This is a genomic window from Micromonospora sp. WMMD558 (genome assembly GCF_049315255.1).
Classification (GTDB): domain Bacteria; phylum Actinomycetota; class Actinomycetes; order Mycobacteriales; family Micromonosporaceae; genus Micromonospora.
On record NZ_CP186061.1, the window covers coordinates 4,846,902 to 4,865,177 of the forward strand.

General features: G+C 73.0%; 20 protein-coding genes. 5 read left to right on the top strand and 15 right to left on the bottom strand.

Annotated elements, in window-relative coordinates:
* Positions 1 to 15 precede the first annotated feature (15 nt).
* The 4 genes from tatA to ACN26Y_RS23015 all read right to left on the bottom strand — a co-directional run bounded on the left by tatA (position 16) and on the right by ACN26Y_RS23015 (position 2,841).
* A complete protein-coding gene (tatA, locus tag ACN26Y_RS23000; RefSeq protein WP_155332270.1) occupies positions 16 to 342 on the bottom strand; it encodes a Sec-independent protein translocase subunit TatA in 327 nt (108 codons plus the stop codon).
* Between the two features lie 207 nt (positions 343 to 549).
* Positions 550 to 798, bottom strand: coding sequence for a hypothetical protein (locus ACN26Y_RS23005; protein ID WP_155332271.1), 249 nt, complete (start codon positions 796 to 798; stop codon positions 550 to 552).
* 10 nt (positions 799 to 808) lie between these two features.
* Positions 809 to 1,846 (bottom strand): helix-turn-helix transcriptional regulator, encoded by a 1,038-nt coding sequence (locus tag ACN26Y_RS23010; RefSeq protein ID WP_422733505.1) that lies wholly within the window; start codon positions 1,844 to 1,846, stop codon positions 809 to 811.
* The gene (locus ACN26Y_RS23015; protein WP_155332273.1) at positions 1,843 to 2,841 is read right to left on the bottom strand and encodes a helix-turn-helix transcriptional regulator; all 999 of its coding nucleotides are present in this window, start codon (positions 2,839 to 2,841) and stop codon (positions 1,843 to 1,845) included. The genes ACN26Y_RS23010 and ACN26Y_RS23015 overlap by 4 nt, the downstream gene beginning before the upstream one ends.
* A 199-nt stretch (positions 2,842 to 3,040) precedes the next feature.
* Here ACN26Y_RS23015 and ACN26Y_RS23020 point away from each other — a divergent pair, with 199 nt between their 5' ends.
* A complete protein-coding gene (locus tag ACN26Y_RS23020) occupies positions 3,041 to 4,126 on the top strand; it encodes a DUF3866 family protein (protein WP_155332274.1) in 1,086 nt (361 codons plus the stop codon).
* Positions 4,127 to 4,170: 44 nt separating this feature from the next.
* Here the strand turns inward: ACN26Y_RS23020 and ACN26Y_RS23025 are convergent, their stop codons facing one another.
* Together ACN26Y_RS23025 and pafA are read right to left on the bottom strand one after the other, a co-directional pair.
* Positions 4,171 to 4,356 (bottom strand): hypothetical protein, encoded by a 186-nt coding sequence (locus tag ACN26Y_RS23025; RefSeq protein WP_155332275.1) that lies wholly within the window; start codon positions 4,354 to 4,356, stop codon positions 4,171 to 4,173.
* A gap of 68 nt (positions 4,357 to 4,424) precedes the next feature.
* Positions 4,425 to 5,783 (bottom strand): Pup--protein ligase, encoded by a 1,359-nt coding sequence (gene pafA, locus ACN26Y_RS23030; RefSeq protein WP_155332276.1) that lies wholly within the window; start codon positions 5,781 to 5,783, stop codon positions 4,425 to 4,427.
* Between the two features lie 124 nt (positions 5,784 to 5,907).
* Here pafA and rfbB point away from each other — a divergent pair, with 124 nt between their 5' ends.
* Positions 5,908 to 6,882, top strand: coding sequence for a dTDP-glucose 4,6-dehydratase (gene rfbB / locus ACN26Y_RS23035; RefSeq protein ID WP_422733506.1), 975 nt, complete (start codon positions 5,908 to 5,910; stop codon positions 6,880 to 6,882).
* A 207-nt stretch (positions 6,883 to 7,089) separates the two neighbouring features.
* On the opposite strand, the gene prcA is transcribed toward rfbB, so the two are convergent.
* The 6 genes from prcA to arc form a co-directional block, all read right to left on the bottom strand.
* Positions 7,090 to 7,914, bottom strand: a complete 825-nt coding sequence (gene prcA / locus ACN26Y_RS23040; protein ID WP_422733507.1) for a proteasome subunit alpha — start codon at positions 7,912 to 7,914, stop codon at positions 7,090 to 7,092.
* A gap of 55 nt (positions 7,915 to 7,969) precedes the next feature.
* Entirely contained in the window at positions 7,970 to 8,809 is an 840-nt protein-coding gene (gene prcB, locus ACN26Y_RS23045) for a proteasome subunit beta (RefSeq protein ID WP_196255670.1), read from the bottom strand.
* Positions 8,728 to 9,414, bottom strand: a complete 687-nt coding sequence (locus ACN26Y_RS23050; RefSeq protein ID WP_422733508.1) for an endonuclease VII domain-containing protein — start codon at positions 9,412 to 9,414, stop codon at positions 8,728 to 8,730. The genes prcB and ACN26Y_RS23050 overlap by 82 nt, the downstream gene beginning before the upstream one ends.
* A 20-nt stretch (positions 9,415 to 9,434) precedes the next feature.
* Positions 9,435 to 9,650 carry a ubiquitin-like protein Pup gene (locus ACN26Y_RS23055; protein ID WP_155332281.1) on the bottom strand — a complete coding sequence of 72 codons (216 nt, stop codon included), beginning with the start codon at positions 9,648 to 9,650 and terminating at the stop codon, positions 9,435 to 9,437.
* Between the two features lie 115 nt (positions 9,651 to 9,765).
* The gene (gene dop, locus ACN26Y_RS23060; protein ID WP_155332282.1) at positions 9,766 to 11,283 is read right to left on the bottom strand and encodes a depupylase/deamidase Dop; all 1,518 of its coding nucleotides are present in this window, start codon (positions 11,281 to 11,283) and stop codon (positions 9,766 to 9,768) included.
* Positions 11,284 to 11,434: 151 nt separating this feature from the next.
* On the bottom strand, positions 11,435 to 13,216 hold the full coding sequence (gene arc, locus ACN26Y_RS23065) for a proteasome ATPase (RefSeq protein ID WP_155332283.1): 1,782 nt from the start codon (positions 13,214 to 13,216) through the stop codon (positions 11,435 to 11,437).
* A 178-nt stretch (positions 13,217 to 13,394) separates the two neighbouring features.
* Between arc and ACN26Y_RS23070 the strand changes: the two genes are divergently transcribed.
* A complete protein-coding gene (locus ACN26Y_RS23070; protein WP_155334257.1) occupies positions 13,395 to 13,688 on the top strand; it encodes a ferredoxin in 294 nt (97 codons plus the stop codon).
* A gap of 64 nt (positions 13,689 to 13,752) precedes the next feature.
* On the opposite strand, the gene ACN26Y_RS23075 is transcribed toward ACN26Y_RS23070, so the two are convergent.
* From ACN26Y_RS23075 to ACN26Y_RS23085, 3 genes are all read right to left on the bottom strand, one after another.
* Positions 13,753 to 14,325, bottom strand: a complete 573-nt coding sequence (locus tag ACN26Y_RS23075) for a hypothetical protein (protein WP_155332284.1) — start codon at positions 14,323 to 14,325, stop codon at positions 13,753 to 13,755.
* 75 nt (positions 14,326 to 14,400) lie between these two features.
* Positions 14,401 to 15,399 (bottom strand): tRNA (adenine-N1)-methyltransferase, encoded by a 999-nt coding sequence (locus ACN26Y_RS23080; protein ID WP_155332285.1) that lies wholly within the window; start codon positions 15,397 to 15,399, stop codon positions 14,401 to 14,403.
* A complete protein-coding gene (locus tag ACN26Y_RS23085) occupies positions 15,396 to 16,451 on the bottom strand; it encodes a M50 family metallopeptidase (protein WP_155334258.1) in 1,056 nt (351 codons plus the stop codon). The genes ACN26Y_RS23080 and ACN26Y_RS23085 overlap by 4 nt, the downstream gene beginning before the upstream one ends.
* A 178-nt stretch (positions 16,452 to 16,629) precedes the next feature.
* On the opposite strand from ACN26Y_RS23085, the gene ACN26Y_RS23090 reads away from it, so the two are divergent.
* On the top strand, positions 16,630 to 17,544 hold the full coding sequence (locus ACN26Y_RS23090; RefSeq protein WP_155332286.1) for a RecB family exonuclease: 915 nt from the start codon (positions 16,630 to 16,632) through the stop codon (positions 17,542 to 17,544).
* Entirely contained in the window at positions 17,541 to 18,257 is a 717-nt protein-coding gene (locus ACN26Y_RS23095; RefSeq protein WP_155332287.1) for a response regulator, read from the top strand. Before ACN26Y_RS23090 ends, ACN26Y_RS23095 begins: the two co-directional genes overlap by 4 nt.
* Positions 18,258 to 18,276: the final 19 nt, after the last annotated feature.

Sequence of the window (18,276 nt, forward strand, 5' to 3'; positions counted from 1 at the left end):
GGTCGGGGCCTTCGGTCAGTGGTCGCGGACGCGCTGCACCGGGTCGACGACCGGCTGCTGCGGCGGGGCCTGGTGGGGCGCCTGCTGACCGTACTGGGCCTGCTGACCGTACTGGGCCTGCGGCGCCTGGTGCGCCTGCGGCGGCAGCGGCTGGTAGCCGGCCTGCGCGTCGGCCTTCTCGGCCAGGTCGCGGTCGTCGTCCTGCAGGCTCTTGGTCTCGGCCTTGATGATCCGCAGCGAACGGCCCAGCGAACGGGCCGCGTCGGGGAGCCGCTTCGCGCCGAAGAGCAGGATCAGCACGACCACGAGTACGGCGATGTGCCACGGCTTGAGGGCACCCATGGGAAGCTCCAGTCGCTCTGTGTCGGGCAGGGGTGGTACCGCAGCCCATCGTACGTGCGTCGTGGGACGTTGCCACCCGCCGGGCGGTGAGGGATCGTCCCGGCCCGGTGAAGTCTTGACCAACCCACGATGTCCCGTCAACCGCCGGAACGTGCCAATCCGTGCGCGGAACAGGGCGCAATCGTGCAGGATCGCGGCAAAGATCGATCAGCCGCCGCGCTTCGCCTTGATCACGGCGAGCCGGCGCTGCGTGGTGTCCAGCCGCTCCTGCAGCGCCTCGGCCCGGGCCTGGAGAGCCTCGGCGGCCTCCTGGAGGGCCTCCGCCTCACCGGCGCGTCGCTGCAGGGCGAGGGCGGCGCGGCGCAGCCGGGGCAGCCGGGCCACGACCGGGCGGACGGCCAGGCCGAACAGCACGAGCGGGACCAGCACCAGCGCGACCACGATCCACGTCACCACGGCGGCCAGCCTACTGGGTGGGGGCCGCCACCGCCGGGTCGGCCGCCGGCGGGTCGGCGGGGTCCCGCGGGGGCGGTGGCGTCGCGTACGCGTCGAGGGCCGCGACCGCCGCCGCGTGCACCTGGGTGGCCAGCTCGGCCGGGGCGACCACGGTGACGTCCGGGCCGAGGCCCAGCACGAACCGGCGCGCCCAGGCCAGGTCGGTGACCCGCAGCGACACCAGCCACTGGTCCCCGTCGCCCTCCTCGACCCGCTCGCACGGGTAGTACTCGGTGATCCACCGCTCGCCGCGGCCGATCCGCAGGGTGACCAGCGGCAGGTCCGGCGAGGGCCGGAAGACGCCCTCGGTGAGGTCGTGCGGGCGCGCCTGCGGTGGCACCCGGGCCGGCTCGTCCAGCAGCGTCACCGCGTCGATGCGGTCGGCCCGGAACAGGCGCATCCCCTCGGCCCGGCGGCACCACGCCTCCACGTACCCCCGGCCACCGACCATCAGCATCCGCAACGGGTCGACCACCCGGTCGGTCGTCTCGTCCCGCGCGGCCGTGTAGTAGGTGATCCGCAGCGCCCGACCGCTCTCCACCGCCGCCCGCAGCTCCGCCACCTTGCGGGTGTCGGCCGGCAGCCGTACGGCCACCGGAGCGCCCACCAGGTCACCCGCCGCGTTCTCGATCTTGGCCAGGGCACGCTCCACGGCCTCCCGGTTGGCCACGCCCGGCGTCTCGGCGAGCATCCGCAGCGCCACGACCAGGGCGAGCGCCTCGTCCGGGGTGAGCCGCAGCGGCCGGTCGATCCCCGCGTCGTAGGTGATCGTCACCCGGTCACCGTCGAACGCCATGTCGATCAGGTCACCCGGGCCGTACCCGGGCAGCCCGCACACCCACAGCAGCTCCAGGTCCTCCCGCAGCTGCCGCTCGGTGACGCCCAGGTCGGCGGCCGCCTCGGCGATCGCGATGCCCGGGCGGGCCAGCAGATACGGAACGAGGTTGAGCAGCCGGGCCAGCCGGTCGGCGGACGTGCGGGAGCCGCCGCGGGCGGCGGGCCGGGTCACCGGGCACCCCCGGCGACGGCCACGTCGTCGTGGCGGGCGGCGATCTCCTTCAACCGCTGGATGACCGCCTCCCGCACCTCCGGCGGGTCGAGCACCCGCACGTCCGGCCCGTACCCGACGAGCTGGTTGGCGAGGAAGTCCGGGTCGGCGTACGGCAGGACCAGCCGGTCACCGTCCGGCCCGGAGCTCGTCCCCACCGCCCAGCGGCGCAGCCCGGCGGCCCGGCCGGGGGCGGCGAGGACCGTGGCGCGGCCGGTGCGCTCGACCGGGCCGGACCAGCGGGCGACGTGACTGATCAGGTCGACCCGGGCCGGCGGCTCGAACGCCCCCGGACGGCCGGTCACCCGCACCGCTCCCACCACCCGGGAGAGGCGGAAGCAGCGGGTCGCCGCCCGGTCCAGGTCGTGGCCAACCACGTACCACCGGCCCCGCCAGCAGACCACACCCCACGGCTGCAGCCGGCGGCGGGACGGCTCGTCGCGGTCCGGGACGCGGTAGTCGAAGCTCACCTCGCGGCGGTCCCGCGCGGCGGCGGTGAGCGGCGCGAAGGCCGGGTCGACCGTCACCATCGGCTCCAGGCCGAGGGTGGCCTGCGGGTCCACGTCGACGCCGGCGGCGCGCAGCTTCGCCAGCCCCGAGGAGGCCGCGGCGGCCAGGCCCGCGTGCTGCCAGAGCCGCGCGGCGATGCCCACCGCCGCGGCCTCGTCCGGTTCGAGGGGGATGTCGGGCAGCGCGTACTCCCGCCGGGCGATCCGGTAGCCGGGCTCGACGTCGAACGCGCTGGCCGTCCCGGTCTCCAACGGGACGCCCAGCTCACGCAGCTCGGCCTTGTCCCGTTCGAACTTGCGCTGGAACGCCTCGTGGTCCCGCGCGTCGTGCGGATCGTGCTCGTAGCCGGGCACGGTCGCGGCGATCTGCGCGGCGGTCAGGAACCGTCGCGTGGACAGCAGACAGATCACCAGGTTGACCAGGCGTTCGGTGCGGGTCCGCGACACGCGGTAGACGCTAGCAGCCGGCACGCCGAACACGTGTACCCCACGCGTCGCGCGTCACGGTCGTCACCCGACGTGTGACCGCAGCCGGGTGACCGCGTGGCGGCACCGGAGCGCGGGACCGAGATCCGCTACGCCTTCACCGACCCGACCGCCACCCCGGGCACCGGTCACCCCGACCGTGACCGCTAGCGTCCACCGCATGGTGCGATGGCGGGCGGGAACCGTGACGGCGCTGCGGCGCGAGTGGACCGGCGCGGTCGAGCTGGACGTCGCGCTCGGCGACGGCACGGCGATGCGGGCCCTCGCGTACCCCGACCTGGTCGGCCGGCCGCAGGTCGGCGACCGCGTGCTGCTCAACGCCGGGGCGCTGCTGATGGGCCTCGGCACCGGCGGGTACGCCCTCGTCGTGGCCCTGCCCGACCGGCTGCCGCCGGACCCGCCCGCACCGGCCGACAACCGCGACGCCGGCCACCTGGTCAAGGCCCGCTACACGCCGTTGCAGCCGATCCTGCTCGGCGTGGACGAGGAGGCGTCGCCGCACCGGGCGGTCCTGGCCGACGCCGACGACCTGGCCGGGCTGCCGGTGGTCACCGCCGACCTGCACTCCGCCCTACCGGCGGTCCTCGCCGGGATCCACGCCGACGCCCCCGACGCCCGGGTGGCGTACCTGCTCACCGATGGTGGCGCGCTGCCGGCCTGGTTCTCCCGCACCCTCGCCGGGCTGCGCGGCCGCCTGGCCGGCACGGTCAGCGTCGGGCAGGCGTTCGGCGGGGACCTGGAGGCCAGCACGCTGCACACCGGGCTGCTCGCCGCCCGGCACGTGCTGCGCGCGGACGTGGCGGTCGTCGCCCAGGGTCCGGGCAACCTCGGTACCGGCACCCGCTGGGGATTCTCCGGCGTCGCCGTCGGCGAGGCGGTGAACGCGGTCGCCGCGCTGGGCGGGCGGCCGATCGGGTCGCTGCGCATCTCCGACGCCGACCCCCGACCCCGGCACCTCGGCGTGTCCCACCACAGCCTCACCGCGTACGGTCGGGTGGCCCTGGCCCGCGCGGAGCTGATCGTGCCCGACGGCCTCGACCCGGCGCTGGCCGGCGCGGTCGACGCGGCGCTGGCGCCCCTCACGGCCCGACACGCCGTGGTCCGGGTGCCGGTCGACGGGCTCGACGCCGCCCTGCGGGCGAGCCCGGTGCCGCTGTCCACGATGGGCCGGGGCCTGGACGCCGACCGCGCCTACTTCCTCGCCGCGGCCGCGGCCGGCCGCCACGCCGCCGGTCTGCTGGACTGAGCGCCCGGCGCCTGCCGGGTGAAGTGAGTTGCCCGCAGGACGAATCAGGCGAAGACCACGATCGCCACCCAGGCGCCCACGATCAACGCCAGCGCGAGCGCCAGCACCCAGGTGGGCACCGTGTACTCCCCGCGACGGTTACGCTCGATCTCCTCGCGGATCTTCTGGCGGCGGCGCTCGGCCCAGCTCTGCTTCTCGGAGCCCGGACCGGCCGGTTCGGTAGGCATCATGGCGCCGACAGCCTACCCGGCGGGCCGCCCGGGACCACGCACACCGTCCCGAACCGACCCGCCACCGGTCACATGCTGGCGATCAGCCGTTCCACCCGCTCGTCGTACGCCCGGAACGGGTCCTTGCACAGCACCGTGCGCTGCGCCTGGTCGTTCAGCTTCAGGTGCACCCAGTCGACGGTGAAGTCCCGCCGCTTCTCCTGGGCGTGCCGGATGAACTCGCCCCGCAGCCGCGCCCGCGTCGTCTGCGGCGGCGTCTCCTTCGCCTCGAAGATCTCCGGGTCCGTCGCCACCCGGTCCACCTCGCCCCGCCGCTCCAGCAGCCCGTACAGGCCCCGACCACGGCGCAGGTCGTGGTACGCCAGGTCCATCTGCGCCACCCTCGGGTGCGACAGCGGCAGGTCGTGCTTGCGCTGGTAACGCTCGATCAGCCGCAGCTTCGTCACCCAGTCGATCTCCCGGGCCACCGGCTCCAGGTCACCGGTCTCCACCGCCCGCAGCACCCGGCCCCACAGCTCCACCACCCGCTTCGCGGGCTGGTCGCCGCCGCGCCGCTCCACGAACTCCGTCGCCTTCGCCAGGTACTCCTGCTGGATCTCCAGCGCGCTGACCTCCTTGCCGGACGCCAGCCGCACCTTCCGCCGCCCGGTGATGTCGTGCGACACCTCGCGGATCGCCCGGATCGGGTTCTCCAGCGTCAGGTCCCGCATCACCACGCCGGCCTCGATCATCCGCAGCACGATGTCCGCCGTGCCGACCTTCAGCAGCGTGGTGACCTCGTTCATGTTCGAGTCGCCGACGATCACGTGCAGCCGCCGGTAACGCTCCGCGTCCGCGTGCGGCTCGTCCCGCGTGTTGATGATCGGACGACTGCGGGTGGTCGCCGAGGACACACCCTCCCAGATGTGCTCCGCCCGCTGCGACAGGCAGTACACCGCCCCGCGCGGCGTCTGCAGCACCTTCCCCGCCCCGCAGATCAACTGCCGGGTCACCAGGAACGGGATCAGCACGTCGGCCAGCCGGCCGAACTCACCGTGCCGCGACACCAGGTAGTTCTCGTGGCAGCCGTACGAGTTGCCGGCCGAGTCGGTGTTGTTCTTGAACAGGTAGATCTCGCCCGCGATGCCCTCGTCGTGCAGCCGCTTCTCCGCGTCGACGAGCAGCCCCTCCAGGATCCGCTCACCGGCCCGGTCGTGCGCGACCAGGTCCACCACCGAGTCGCACTCCGGCGTCGCGTACTCCGGGTGCGAACCCACGTCCAGGTACAACCGGGCCCCGTTGCGCAGGAACACGTTGCTCGACCGGCCCCACGACACCACCCGCCGGAACAGGTACCGCGCGACCTCGTCGGGGGAAAGCCGGCGCTGCCCGCGATAGGTGCAGGTGACGCCGTACTCGGTCTCGAGGCCGAAGATTCGCCGCTCCATGATGAGACATTAGCCGCCCGACGCCCCACATGGGCAGCGCTCGCCACGCCCGTCCCACGCGGCGCCCGCCCGCGTCCGCCGGCTCCGTCCGGGCCACCCCCGCCCCGGAGGTACGGTGCGAACCGTGAGGATCCTCGTCACCGGCGGCGCCGGGTTCATCGGCTCGGCGTACGTGCGGCGCCTGCTCGACGGCGCCGAGCCCACCCTGCCGCCGGACCGGGTCACCGTGCTCGACTCGTTCACGTACGCCGGCACCGACGGCAGCCTCGACCCGGTCCGCGACGACCCCCGGCTGCACGTCGTCCACGGCGACGTCCGCGACCCCGACCTCGTCGACGACATCGTCGCCGGGCACGACGTGATCGTCCACCTCGCCGCCGAGTCGCACGTGGACCGCTCCATCACCGGCGCAGCGCCCTTCGTCACCACCAACGTCGTCGGCACCCAGACCCTGCTCGACGCCGCCCTGCGGCACGGCACCCACCGGTTCGTGCACGTCTCCACCGACGAGGTGTACGGCTCCATCGACCACGGCTGCTGGCCGCCGTCCGCGCCGCTGGACCCCAGCTCCCCGTACTCCGCCTCCAAGGCCGCCGCCGACCTGCTCACCCTCGCCTACCACCGCACCCACGGCCTCGACGTGGTCATCACCCGCGGCGCCAACACCTACGGCCCCTACCAGCACCCGGAGAAGGTGATCCCCCTCTTCGTCACCAACCTCCTCGACGGCCGCCCGCTGCCGCTGTACGGCGACGGCGGCAACGTCCGCGACTGGCTGCACGTCGACGACCACTGCCACGGCATCGTCCGCGCCCAGCAGGCCGGCCGACCCGGCGGCGTCTACCACCTCGGCGGCGGCACCGAACTCAGCAACCGCGACCTCACCGCGCGGCTGCTCGCCGCGTTCGACGCCGGCTGGGACCGGGTGACGCCGGTGCCCGACCGCAAGGGCCACGACCGGCGCTACGCACTCGACACCACCACCAGCCGCCGCGAGCTCGGCTGGGCGCCCACCGTCGACTTCGACGCGGGGCTCGCCGCGACCATCGACTGGTACCGGGACAACCGGGCCTGGTGGGAGCCGCTCGTCAAGGCGTGAGCACACGCGGCCTGCGCGACCGCGCCGGCCTGCGCGACCGCGCCGGCCTGCGCGACCGCGCCGGCCTGCGCGACCGCGCCGGGCTGCGCGGGGCCGGGTTGTGCGCGGCCGGGCTGCGCGCGGACGGCGCGGGGCCAGGTTGTGCGCGGACCGCGCCGGGCCGGGCTGCGCGCGCCGTACCCGGCCGCCGCTCCCCCGCGTCGACGCTCAGGACTCCGGGCGCTCCGGCTCCTGGCCCTCCAGGTCGGCCGAACCCGCGGAGGTGGTCGGCTTGTGCGCCGCCTCGGTCGGCACCGTCGGGGTTTCCGGCCGCGCCGGCGGCTCCTCGGCCTTGCCGCCGTCGAGCAGGGCGGTCAGCGCGTCCCCGGTGATCCGCCGGAAGGTTCGCCCCACCCGGCTGCGGTCCAGGACCGCCACCTCCAGCTGGTTGGCCGCGATCGTGCGCGACGCCCCGCCCTCACCGCCGACACTGCCCAGCGCCTGCACCGCCACCTTCACCGCCTCGCCCAGGGACATGTCCGGACGGTGGTTCGACTTCAGCACGCCGGTGATCGCCTCGGCCTGCCCGCCCATCGCCATCCGGCCCGGCTCGTCGTTGACCGAGCCGTCGTACGTCAGCCGGTACAGCTCGTCGTCCTCCGGCGTCGTGCCGACCTCGGCAACGCAGATCTCCACCTCGAACGGCTTCGACTGCTCCGTGAAGATCGCACCGAGGGTCTGCGCGAACGCGTTCGCCAGCGCCCGGCCGGTCACGTCCCGCCGGTCGTAGCTCAGCCCGTTCAGGTCGGCCATCCGTACGCCGGCCCGCCGCAGGTTCTCGAACTCGTTGTACCGGCCCACGGCGGCGAAGCCGATCCGGTCGTAGATCTCGCTGACCTTGTGCAGGGCGCTGGACAGGTTCTCCGCGACGAAGAGCACCCCGCCGGCGTAACTCAGGACCACCGCGCTGCGCCCCCGGGCGATGCCCTTGCGGGCCAGCTCGGAGCGGTCGCGCATGATCTGCTCGGGCGAGGCGTAGAACTGCATGGCCACGGCGGCGGTTCTCCTTACGGCGCTGTGCTGGGGACTGCTGTCGGGTGGGACGGCCTCAGCCGCCCGGGTTCTCCATGCGGCCGGAGACCACGCTCTCGGCGATCGCCGCCGTCTCGGCGTCGGTGAGCCGGTGCGTGCCCTCCGCCGTCGCGGTCATCACCACCGGGTAGATCCGCCGGGTCAGGTCCGGGCCGCCGGTCGCGGTGTCGTCGTCGGCCGCGTCGTACAGCGCCTCCACCGCCAGGCGGACCGCGTCGTCGATCGACAGCCCGGCCCGGAACCGCTTCTTCAGGGCCGACCGCGCGAACAGCGAGCCGGAGCCGATCGCGTCGTAGCCGGTCTCCTCGTACGGGCCGCCGGTCACGTCGAAGCTGAAGATCCGGCCCGCCCTCGCCGGGTCGGTCGCGGCCAGGTCGAAGCCCGCGAACAGCGGGATCACGGCCAGGCCCTGCATCGCGGCGCCCAGGTTGCCGCGGATCATCGACGCCAGCCGGTTGGCCTTGCCGTCGAGCGAGAGCATCGCGCCCTCGATCTTCTCGTAGTGCTCCAGCTCCACCTGGAACAGTCGCATCAGCTCGATGCCGATGCCGGCGGTGCCCGCGATGCCCACCAGCGAGTACGCGTCCGCCGGGTGCACCTTCTCGATGTCCCGCTGGGCGATCAGGTTGCCCATCGTGGCGCGCCGGTCGCCGGCCATCACCACGCCGCCGACCGCCGAGATCGCCACGATCGTGGTGGCGTGCGGCGCCAGGTCGGCGGCCATGCCCGGCGGCAGCGGCCGACGACCGGGCAGCATCTCGGGGGCCACCTTGCTCAGGAACGCTGTGAAGGAGGACGTCCCCGCGTTGGTGAACACATCTGGAAGACGCCCGGATGGATCAAAACCCGCTGCCACGTGGTTCCTCTCAGGTACGTGATCGCCCTGGCCAGCCTCTCCGGACTGTCCCGGAACTGGCCAAGACCACCATTACAGTTGAAGCAGAGTATCCCGCGCACCCATCCGGTGCGATGATCGTGGTCCAGGTGTTGCGGATCTTCCACGCCGCAGATGGCGCAGACCCCGCCCTGCTCCGCGAGCAGCTCGTCGAACTCCTTCTGCCCGACCCCGTAGCGGCGCCGCAGGTGGTACTCCCGGCTGCCGCCGTACAGCCGCTGCCTGACCTCCCGGGTGCGGCTGTTGTGACAGGGCTTGCAGTAGGTGGCGTAGCCCGAGCTGTCCGATCGATTGCGGGGGAAGTCGACCACGGGCTTGACAGTTCCACAGTCCGCGCAGAAGCGATGCCCTTCCGGGACTTCCCGGGCCTGTTTCACATCTCGGCCCTGCTTCGCCTTCACCCGCTTGGCATAGCTGGCCTTGGAGCGTTGGTTGAAGCACGGCTTGCAGTAGCTACCGCGACCGCTGGGGCGCTTGCTGCTCGCGCAGAAGTCCGCGAGCGGCTTCCATTCCCCGCAGTCACGGCAGCGCCGTCGCCCGTCCTGATCATCCGAGGAAAGCGGCATGTCCGATTTACCCTAAATGATCACTGGCCTCCCTTTTGTACGTAACCTCGCACGAACTCTTCTGCGTTCTCTTCGAGGACGGAGTCGATCTCGTCGAGCAGGTCGTCGACGTCCTCGGTGATCTCGGCGTGCCGCTCGGCGACCTCCGGGTTCGCCTCGGTCGCGACGTCCTCGATCTCCTCGCCCTGCCGGGACTTCCCGGTCTGCGACTGCCCGCCGCTGTCACGAGTGGCCATGGCTGCCTCCTCCACGATCGTCTGCGAGAAACTTACCTCGCGCGGGCGACGAAAAGCCCGTCGCGCGCCGGCTCGCGGCACACGACGGGCTTTCGGGCAGCACGGCGGTGACGGCTCAGCCGCCGGTCAGGGTCTCCAGCAGATCCTTCGCGCTCTCGCAGCGGTCGAACAACGCGCCGACGTGCTTGCGGGTGCCGCGTTCCGGCTCCATCATCGGCACCCGCACCAGCGACTCGCGGCCGACGTCGAAGATGACCGAGTCCCAGCTCGCGGCGACGACCTCGGAGGCGTACTGGGCGAGGCAACGGCCCCGGAAGTAGGCGCGGGTGTCCTCCGGCGGCTCGGTCATCGCCGTCCGCGTCTCCTCCTCCGGCAGGAGGGTCTTCATGGCGCCGCGGGAGACCAGCCGGTGGTAGAGGCCCTTCTCCGGCCGGACGTCCGAATACTGCAGGTCGACCAGTTGCAGCTTGTGGGAGCCCCAGCCGAGCTTCTCCCGCTCCCGGTAGCCCTCCAGCAGCCGCAGCTTCGCCACCCAGTCGAGTTCGTCGGCGCAGAGCATGACGTCCCGGCCGAGCCGGTCCAGGACGCTCTCCCAGCGGGCGAGCACGTCGGCGGTCTGCTCGTCCACGTCGGCGCCGTACCGGTCGTCCACGAAGGAACGCACCCGCTCGTAGTAGGCCCACTGCACGTCGAGTGCGGTGAGCCGCCGGCCGTCGCGCAGTCGCATGAGGTGGGTGAGCGACGGGTCGTGGCTGACGGCGCGTAGTTCGCTGACCGGGTCGGCGATGCCGAGGTCGGGGCCGAGCGCCTTCTCCTCGATCATGGTGAGGATCAGCGCGGTCGTGCCGACCTTCAGGTACGTCGAGATCTCCGACAGGTTGGCGTCGCCGATGATGACGTGCAGCCGCCGGTACTTGTCGGCGTCGGCGTGCGGCTCGTCCCGGGTGTTGATGATGGGCCGCTTGAGGGTGGTCTCCAGGCCCACCTCGACCTCGAAGAAGTCGGCGCGCTGGGAGATCTGGAAGCCGCTCTGCCCGCCGTCCTGCCCGATGCCCACCCGGCCGGCGCCGGCGAAGATCTGCCGGGTGACGAAGAACGGCGTCAGGTACGCGACGATGTCGGCGAACGGGGTCTGCCGCCGCATCAGGTAGTTCTCGTGGGCGCCGTAGCTGGCGCCCTTGTTGTCGGTGTTGTTCTTGTACAGGTGGATGGGGTGGGTGCCGGGGATGGTGGCGGCGCGGCGCGCGGCCTCGGCCATCACCCGCTCGCCGGCCTTGTCCCAGCGCACCAGGTCCCGAGGGTTGGTGACCTCGGGGGTGGAGTACTCGGGGTGTGCGTGGTCGACGTAGAGCCGCGCGCCGTTGGTGAGTATCACGTTGGCCAGCCCGAGGTCCTCGTCGGCGAGGGCCTCGGCGGGGTCGTACGCGGCGCCGGAGTAGGTGAAGCCGCGCGCGTCGCGCAGCGGGGACTCCTCCTCGTAGTCCCAGCGGGCCCGGCCGCCCCGGTTGAGTTCCGGGCGCGCCCCGTAGGCGTTGACCACCTGGGAGGAGGTGACCATGGGGTTGGCCCCGGCCTGGCCGGGCACGGAGATGCCGTACTCGACCTCGGTGCCCATGATCCGTCTTACGCTCATCGACCTACCTGCTTCGCTCGCCCGACCGGTCCCGCAGTCGAGCGTAGTCGGCGCCACCACCGATGGTGACGCGGCTGTCCGGCGTGGGCGCGCCCGGTGACGGGTGAGGGCCCGGGATGCTCGCGCGCCCCGGGCCCTCGTCGTGCCGTTGTCAGAGGTACTGGCCGGTGTTGCTGGCGGTCTCGATGGACCGGCCCGCCTCGGCGCCCTTGCCGCCGGAGACGAGCGTGCGGATGTAGACGATCCGCTCGCCCTTCTTGCCGGAGATGCGGGCCCAGTCGTCGGGGTTGGTGGTGTTGGGCAGGTCCTCGTTCTCGCGGAACTCGTCGACGCAGGCGTCGAGGAGGTGCTGCAGGCGCAGGCCCTTGCGACCGGAGGTGAGGAACTCCTTGATGGCCATCTTCTTGCCCCGGTCGACGATGTTCTGGATCATCGCGCCGGAGTTGAAGTCCTTGAAGTAGAGGACTTCCTTGTCGCCGTTGGCGTACGTGACCTCGAGGAAGCGGTTCTCCTCGGTCTCCGAGTACATCCGCAGGACGACCGCGTCGATCATCGCCGCCACGGTGGCCTGAGGGTCGCCACCGTGCTCGGCCAGGTCGTCCGGGTGCAGGGGCAGCCCGGGGAGGATGTACTTGGAGAAGATGTCCTTGGCCGCCTCGGCGTCCGGCCGCTCGATCTTGATCTTCACGTCGAGCCGGCCGGGGCGCAGGATGGCCGGGTCGATCATGTCCTCCCGGTTGGAGGCGCCGATGACGATGACGTTCTCCAGGCCCTCGACGCCGTCGATCTCGCTGAGCAGCTGCGGGACGATGGTGTTCTCCACGTCCGAGGAGACACCGGAGCCGCGGGTGCGGAACACCGAGTCCATCTCGTCGAAGAACACGATGACCGGCGTGCCCTCGCCGGCCTTCTCCCGGGCCCGCTGGAAGATCAGCCGGATGTGCCGCTCGGTCTCGCCGACGTACTTGTTGAGCAGCTCCGGGCCCTTGATGTTGAGAAAGAAGCTGGTGTGCTTCTCCTCGCCGCGCCGCTCGGCGATCTTCTTGGCCAGCGAGTTGGCCACCGCCTTGGCGATCAGCGTCTTGCCGCAGCCGGGCGGACCGTAGAGCAGGATGCCCTTCGGCGGCCGGAGCTGGTGCTCGCGGAACAGGTCGGCGTGCAGGAACGGCAGTTCCACCGCGTCGCGGATCTGCTCGATCTGCGCGTGGAGGCCGCCGATGTCGGTGTAGTCGACGTCGGGCACCTCCTCCAGGACCAGCTCCTCGACCTCGCTCTTCGGGATCCGCTCGTACGCGTACGCCGAGCGTGGCTCGATCATGAGCGAGTCGCCGGCCCGGATCGAGGTGCCGATCAGGGTCTCCGCGAGGTGCACGATGCGTTCCTCGTCGGAGTGGGAGACCACGAGGGCGCGGTCGCCCGCGGTGCCGCCGGGGCCGGCGAGCACCTCCTTGAGCATCACGACCTCGCCGACCCGCTCGTAGCCGAACGCGTCGACGATGTTGAGGGCGTCGTTGAGCAGGACTTCCTGCCCGCGGCGCAGCTCGTCCACGTCGAGTGAGGGTGAGACGGCCACCCGGAGCTTGCGGCCACCGGTGAACACGTCCACCGTGCCGTCGTCGTGCCGCGCCAGGAAGACCCCGTAGCCACTCGGCGGCTGGGCGAGGCGGTCGATCTCCTCCTTGAGCGTCACGATCTGCGCGCGAGCCTCCTTGAGGGTACTCACGAGCCGGTCGTTGTTCTCGGTCAGCCGCGCCAACTGAGCCTGGGTGGCCGCCAGCCGCTCTTCGAGCTGCCGGACGTGTCGGGGGCTTTCGGTCAACTTGCGCCGCACCAGAGCGAGTTCCTCTTGAAGGAACGCGACCTGCGTGGAGAGATCGTGGGCCTCCTTCTCCCACCGTGCGGCGCGCGAGTCCGCGTCGTCGCTGCGTGCCACGTCCCACCTCCCCGGGGGGCTTGAACGTTCTGACCTAACACTAGCCGCTATGAGGCCGATTCGGTCCCACGCAACGCCCTCGTCACCGAACCTTGATCGCCAAGGGTGGGCGCGGGGGCCGGTCCGGGCGTTCGGGTACCGTCGAGGCGTGGGACGGGAGAACATGGGGGGTGCGCCGGTGGCCGAGGTCGCGACCGACCAGCTGCAGGTCTGGGTTGATCAGGACCTGTGCACGGGCGACGGGCTGTGCGTGCAGTACGCCCCGGAGGTGTTCGAGTTCGACATCGACGGCCTTGCGTACGTCAAGGGTCCCGACGGTGAGCTGGTGCAGGCCCCGGGCGGCCGGGTGGACGTGCCGGAGCACCTGCGTCTCGAGGTGATCGACTCCGCGAAGGAGTGCCCGGGCGAGTGCATCCACGTCGTGCGCGGCAGCGACGGCGTCGAGGTGGCCGGCCCGGACGCCGAGGACTGACGCCGGCGCCCGCGGTGACCGGGTCCGCTCCGGTCCGGGTCACCGCAGACCGAGGAGGTACGCCTCAGAGCATCGGCCGGCCGACCACCGAGGCGACCAGCCGGGCGAACTCCTCCAGCCGGGCGATCTGCCCGGCTCCGCCGTCGTCGAGGGTCTTGCCGAAGCGCAGTGCGTCGTGCCGGGGCGCGCCGGTCGCCTCCTCGCTGGCCGGCGACTCGTCCAGCGAGGTCAGCAGCAGGTAGACGTCGATGCTGTCGACGCGCACCGTGCCGTCCTCGTCGCGGGTGAGGCGGCGCCGGCAGCCGACCTCGGTGACCGAGGAGACCGGCACCACCCGCAGCGACGACGTCATCGAGCCGGGCGGGCCCTCGCCGGGCGGGACGTCCTCGCCGTGCCAGAGGATCAGCCGGCTGCCGTCGCAGACGACGACCTCCTGCCAGACGCCGTTGACCTCGTTGACGAAGCGTTCCAGGGTGAACCCGAGCACGGAGGCGCCGCGGAGCACCCCGCCGAGCGCTTCGAGGGCGATGTCCGGGTCGCGCAGGTAGGCCCGGGCGGCGGACTCGAGGTCCTGGTACGGCGACCAGTCCGGGAACACCGCCGGCAGGTCGCCGCCGCCGAAGCCCGGCCGGTTCATACCGCCTCCCCGCACTCGCGCCGGTCCGCACCGACCGGCGTCCGTTCCGTCATTCCCAGCCGCCCGCCGCCGCCGTCACGGCTGCTCCGTCTCCGCCTGGCGGGGCTCCGCTCCGGCGGCCTGGGCGGCGGCCGCGGCCCGGGCGGCCTCCGCCTCGCGCAGTGCCGTGCGGCGCTGGACGTACGCCTCGGTGCCCTTGCTGGGCTTGCGGCGGCGCGGCGGGGCGGTGACCCCGGGGGCGAGCTTACGCGCGGACACCAGGAACGCGGTGTGGGCGATCATGCGGTGGTCGGGGCGGACCGCCAGGCCCTCGGCGTGCCAGTCCCGCACCAGGGACTCCCACGCCCGCGGCTCGGTCCAGCCGCCGCGCTCGCGCAGCGCCTCCACCAGCTCGGACAGCTGCGGGGTGGTGGCGACGTACCCGATGAACACGCCGCCGGGCAGCAGGGCCCGCTCGACCATGTCGAGGGTCTCCCAGGGGGTCAGCATGTCGAGGATGATCCGGTCGAAGCCGGTCTCCGGGTTGGTCGCGACGTCGCCGACGTGCAGCCGCCAGGCCGGGTGCGGGCCGTTGAAGAAGGCCTCGACGTTGCGCCGGGCGATCTGGGCGAAGTCGTCGCGCAGCTCCCACGAGTGCAGTTCGCCGGTGGGCCCGACGGCGCGCAGCAGGGAGCAGCTGAGCGCGCCGGAACCGGCGCCCGCCTCCAGCACCTTGGCGCCGGGGAAGATGTCGCCCATGGCGACGATCTGTGCGGAGTCCTTCGGGTAGATGACCTGGGCGCCGCGGGGCATGGACAGCACGTAGTCGGCGAGCAGCGGCCGCAGGGCGAGGAAGGCGGTGCCGCCGCCGGCGGTGGTGACGACGCTGCCGTCCGGCTGGCCGATCAGGGCGTCGTGCTTGAGGATGCCGCGGTGGGTGTGGAACTCCTTGCCCGGTTCCAGCGTGACCGTGTGCATCCGCCCCTTCGGGTCGGTCAGCTGCACCCGGTCGCCGGGCCGGAACGGCCCGCGGTGGACCGGGGGCGGCGTCGGGGTGTGCTGGTCGGCGGGTACGGCGGAGGGAGTTGCGGTCACGTGTTCATCTTCCGGTGAGGTTCGAGCAGCTGAGCCAGATCCACGATGTGCAGGATGCCGACGACATCTTCGCCTGAGGTCACCACGTACTGTGCGCCCGGGTGGTGCTGGACGGTCTCCATCACCTGGTGCCCGTCGAGGCCGACCGGCATGGCCGGCAGGCCGGCCAGCGAGCGGGACACCGTGTCGACCGCCACCCAGGGACGGCGTTCCGTCGGTACGGCCGCCGCGGTGGCCGGGTCGACCAGGGCGAGCGGGCGGCCGGCGGAGTCGGTGACGAGCAGCGCGGCGCCCGGGTCGGTGCCGTCGCGGCGGCGCTGCGCCTCGGCGAGGGGCGTGCCGGTGGGGACGGTGACGACGGGCCGGGCCAGCCGGGACAGGTCGATGAGCGGGAACCGCCGGCTGACCCGGGCCACCCGGATGGACTGCCCGGCGCCCCGCCACAGGGTGAACGCGACCAGCAGCATCAACGGCAGGGCGAGCGGCGCCAGCTGGCGGGTGAGGGTGAGCAGGGCGACCAGCGCGGCGGTGCCGACGGCGACGGCGCGCCCCACCCAGCCGGCCACCTCGGTGCCCCGGTGCCGGTCCCGGGTGACCGCCCAGACGGCGGCCCGCAGCGCCCGGCCGCCGTCGAGCGGCAGCCCCGGCAGGATGTTGAACACCGCGACGATGACGTTGCTGACCGCGAGCTGGAAGGCGAGCTGGTTGACCAGGGTGCCGTCGGGCAGGGCCAGGGTGGCGGCGACGGCGGCCGCGCCGAGCACGGCGGAGACGGCCGGCCCCGCCAGGGACACCAGCAGGTCGACCCGGGGCGACGGGGCGTCGCGGTCCATCTCGGTGTAGCCGCCGAGCAGTTCCAGGGTGATTCCGCGTACGCCGATGCCGTACCGCCGGGCGGTGAGGGCGTGGCCGAGCTCGTGCAGCAGCACCGAGCCGAGCAGGGAGACGACGAAACCGAGGCCGATGAGGTAGCCGCCGGCCTGCGACAGCTGCAGCTGGTCGCGGGCGAACTCCGCGTACAGCACGGTGACGACCAGCGCGAGCAGCACCATCGACGCGCTGAGGTGCAGCGGCACCCCGAACACCCGGCCGACGGTCAGCCCGAGGCGCCCGTCCGGCCGGCGGGACGGTCGCGTCTTCTGCTCCACCGGCCCGATGCTACGCGGCGCGGATCATGTGCCGGAGCGGCGACGGCGGCGGTGTCGGACCGGTGCCCTACCCTTTCCGGACATGACGGCGGATCCGGTGACGACGCAGCAGCCCCCGCTCCCGGCGGAGGTGCCGGCCACGGTGCGGGCGTCGCTGTCCCCGTCGCGCGCGGCGGATTTCAAGACCTGCCCGCTGCTCTACCGGTTCCGCAGCATCGACCGGCTGCCCGAGCGGCCCAGCGTGGAGCAGGCGCGGGGCACGCTGGTCCACGCGGTGCTGGAGCGGCTGTTCGACCTGCCGGCGGCCGGGCGCACCCCGGCCGCCGCCGGCGACCTCGTGGCCCCGCAGTGGGAGCGGCTGGTCACCGAGCAGCCGGAGCTGGCCGGTCTGTTCGCCGACGGCGACGAGGCCGCCCGGTCGGGGTTCCTCCGGTCGGCGGCGGCGCTGCTGGAGGGTTACTTCGCGGTGGAGGATCCGCGCCGGCTGGAGCCGGCCGAGCGGGAGAGTCTGATCTCCGCGGTCGTCGACGAGGAACTGCTCATCCGGGGCTACCTGGACCGCCTCGACGTGGCGCCGGACGGCGCGCTGCGGGTGGTCGACTACAAGACCGGTGGCGCGCCGCGGGAGGCGTTCGAGGCGCGGGCGCTGTTCCAGTTGAAGTTCTACGCCCTGGTGCTGTGGCGCACCCGCGGGGTGGTGCCGCGGGTGCTGCGCCTGCTCTACCTGCGCGACGGCGAGGTCTGCGACTACGCGCCGGACGCCGACGAGTTGGTGCGCTTCGAGCGCACGGTGGTGGCGCTGTGGCGGGCGATCGAGGCGGCCACCGCCGCGCAGGACTTCCGCCCTCGACCGAGCCGGCTGTGCGACTGGTGCAACCACCAGGCGCTGTGCCCCAGCTTCGGGGGCACGCCGCCGCCGTTCCCGGCCGCCCCGGCCGCCGCCGACCCGCTGCGCGACGCCCGGTCCCGTCCGGCGCCGCCGGGTGCGGACGAGTGACGGCCTCCGGCGCCGCCGGCACCGACCCGGGGCGGCAGGCCGCGGTACGGCGGCCGGTGCGCATCCTGATCGCCGACGACCAGCCGCTGCTGCGCACCGGTTTCCGGATGGTGCTCGGCGCCGAGGAGGACTTCGACGTCGTCGCCGAGGCCGGCGACGGCGTGGAGGCGGTGGAGCTGTCCCGCCGGCTGCTGCCCGACGTGGTGCTGATGGACGTGCGGATGCCGCGGCTGGACGGGGTGTCCGCGACCCGCGCCATCGTCGAGTCCCGGCTGCCGGTGCGGGTGCTGGTCCTCACCACGTTCGACCTCGACGAGTACGTGGTGGGCGCGCTGCGCGCGGGGGCGCGCGGCTTCCTGGCCAAGGATGTGCCGGCGGCGGACCTGGTGTCGGCGATCCGGGCGGTCGCCGCCGGGGACGCGGTGGTCGCCCCGCGGATCCTCGGCCGGCTGTTGGACCGGTTCGCCGGTCTGCTGCCCGACCCGGCGGCGGCCCCGCCGCGGGTGCTCGACACGTTGACCGACCGGGAGCGCGAGGTGCTGGTGCAGGTCGCCCGCGGCCTGTCGAACGCGGAGATCGCCCGGGCGCTGTCGGTCAGCGAGACCACCGTCAAGACGCACGTCGGTCACGTGCTGACCAAGCTCGGTCTGCGGGACCGGGTGCAGGCGGTGGTGCTCGCGTACGAGTCGGGTCTGGTTCGTCCCCGCGCGTAGCGGGCGGTCCGCCCGGGGC

Excerpts from the sequence above, each read along its gene's own strand:
- pafA (WP_155332276.1), bottom strand. The coding sequence starts at position 5,783 with ATGGAGCGGCGAATCTTCGGCCTCGAGACCGAGTACGGCGTCACCTGC.
- ACN26Y_RS23085 (WP_155334258.1), bottom strand. The coding sequence starts at position 16,451 with ATGGTGCTGCTCGCGCTGGTCGTCACCGTGCTGTACGCGGAGTTCGCC.
- ACN26Y_RS23025 (WP_155332275.1), bottom strand. The coding sequence starts at position 4,356 with ATGATGCCTACCGAACCGGCCGGTCCGGGCTCCGAGAAGCAGAGCTGG.
- ACN26Y_RS23075 (WP_155332284.1), bottom strand. The coding sequence starts at position 14,325 with ATGAACCGGCCGGGCTTCGGCGGCGGCGACCTGCCGGCGGTGTTCCCG.
- ACN26Y_RS23090 (WP_155332286.1), top strand. The coding sequence starts at position 16,630 with ATGACGGCGGATCCGGTGACGACGCAGCAGCCCCCGCTCCCGGCGGAG.
- ACN26Y_RS23055 (WP_155332281.1), bottom strand. The coding sequence starts at position 9,650 with ATGGCCACTCGTGACAGCGGCGGGCAGTCGCAGACCGGGAAGTCCCGG.
- tatA (WP_155332270.1), bottom strand. The coding sequence starts at position 342 with ATGGGTGCCCTCAAGCCGTGGCACATCGCCGTACTCGTGGTCGTGCTG.
- dop (WP_155332282.1), bottom strand. The coding sequence starts at position 11,283 with ATGAGCGTAAGACGGATCATGGGCACCGAGGTCGAGTACGGCATCTCC.
- ACN26Y_RS23050 (WP_422733508.1), bottom strand. The coding sequence starts at position 9,414 with ATGCCGCTTTCCTCGGATGATCAGGACGGGCGACGGCGCTGCCGTGAC.
- ACN26Y_RS23020 (WP_155332274.1), top strand. The coding sequence starts at position 3,041 with ATGGTGCGATGGCGGGCGGGAACCGTGACGGCGCTGCGGCGCGAGTGG.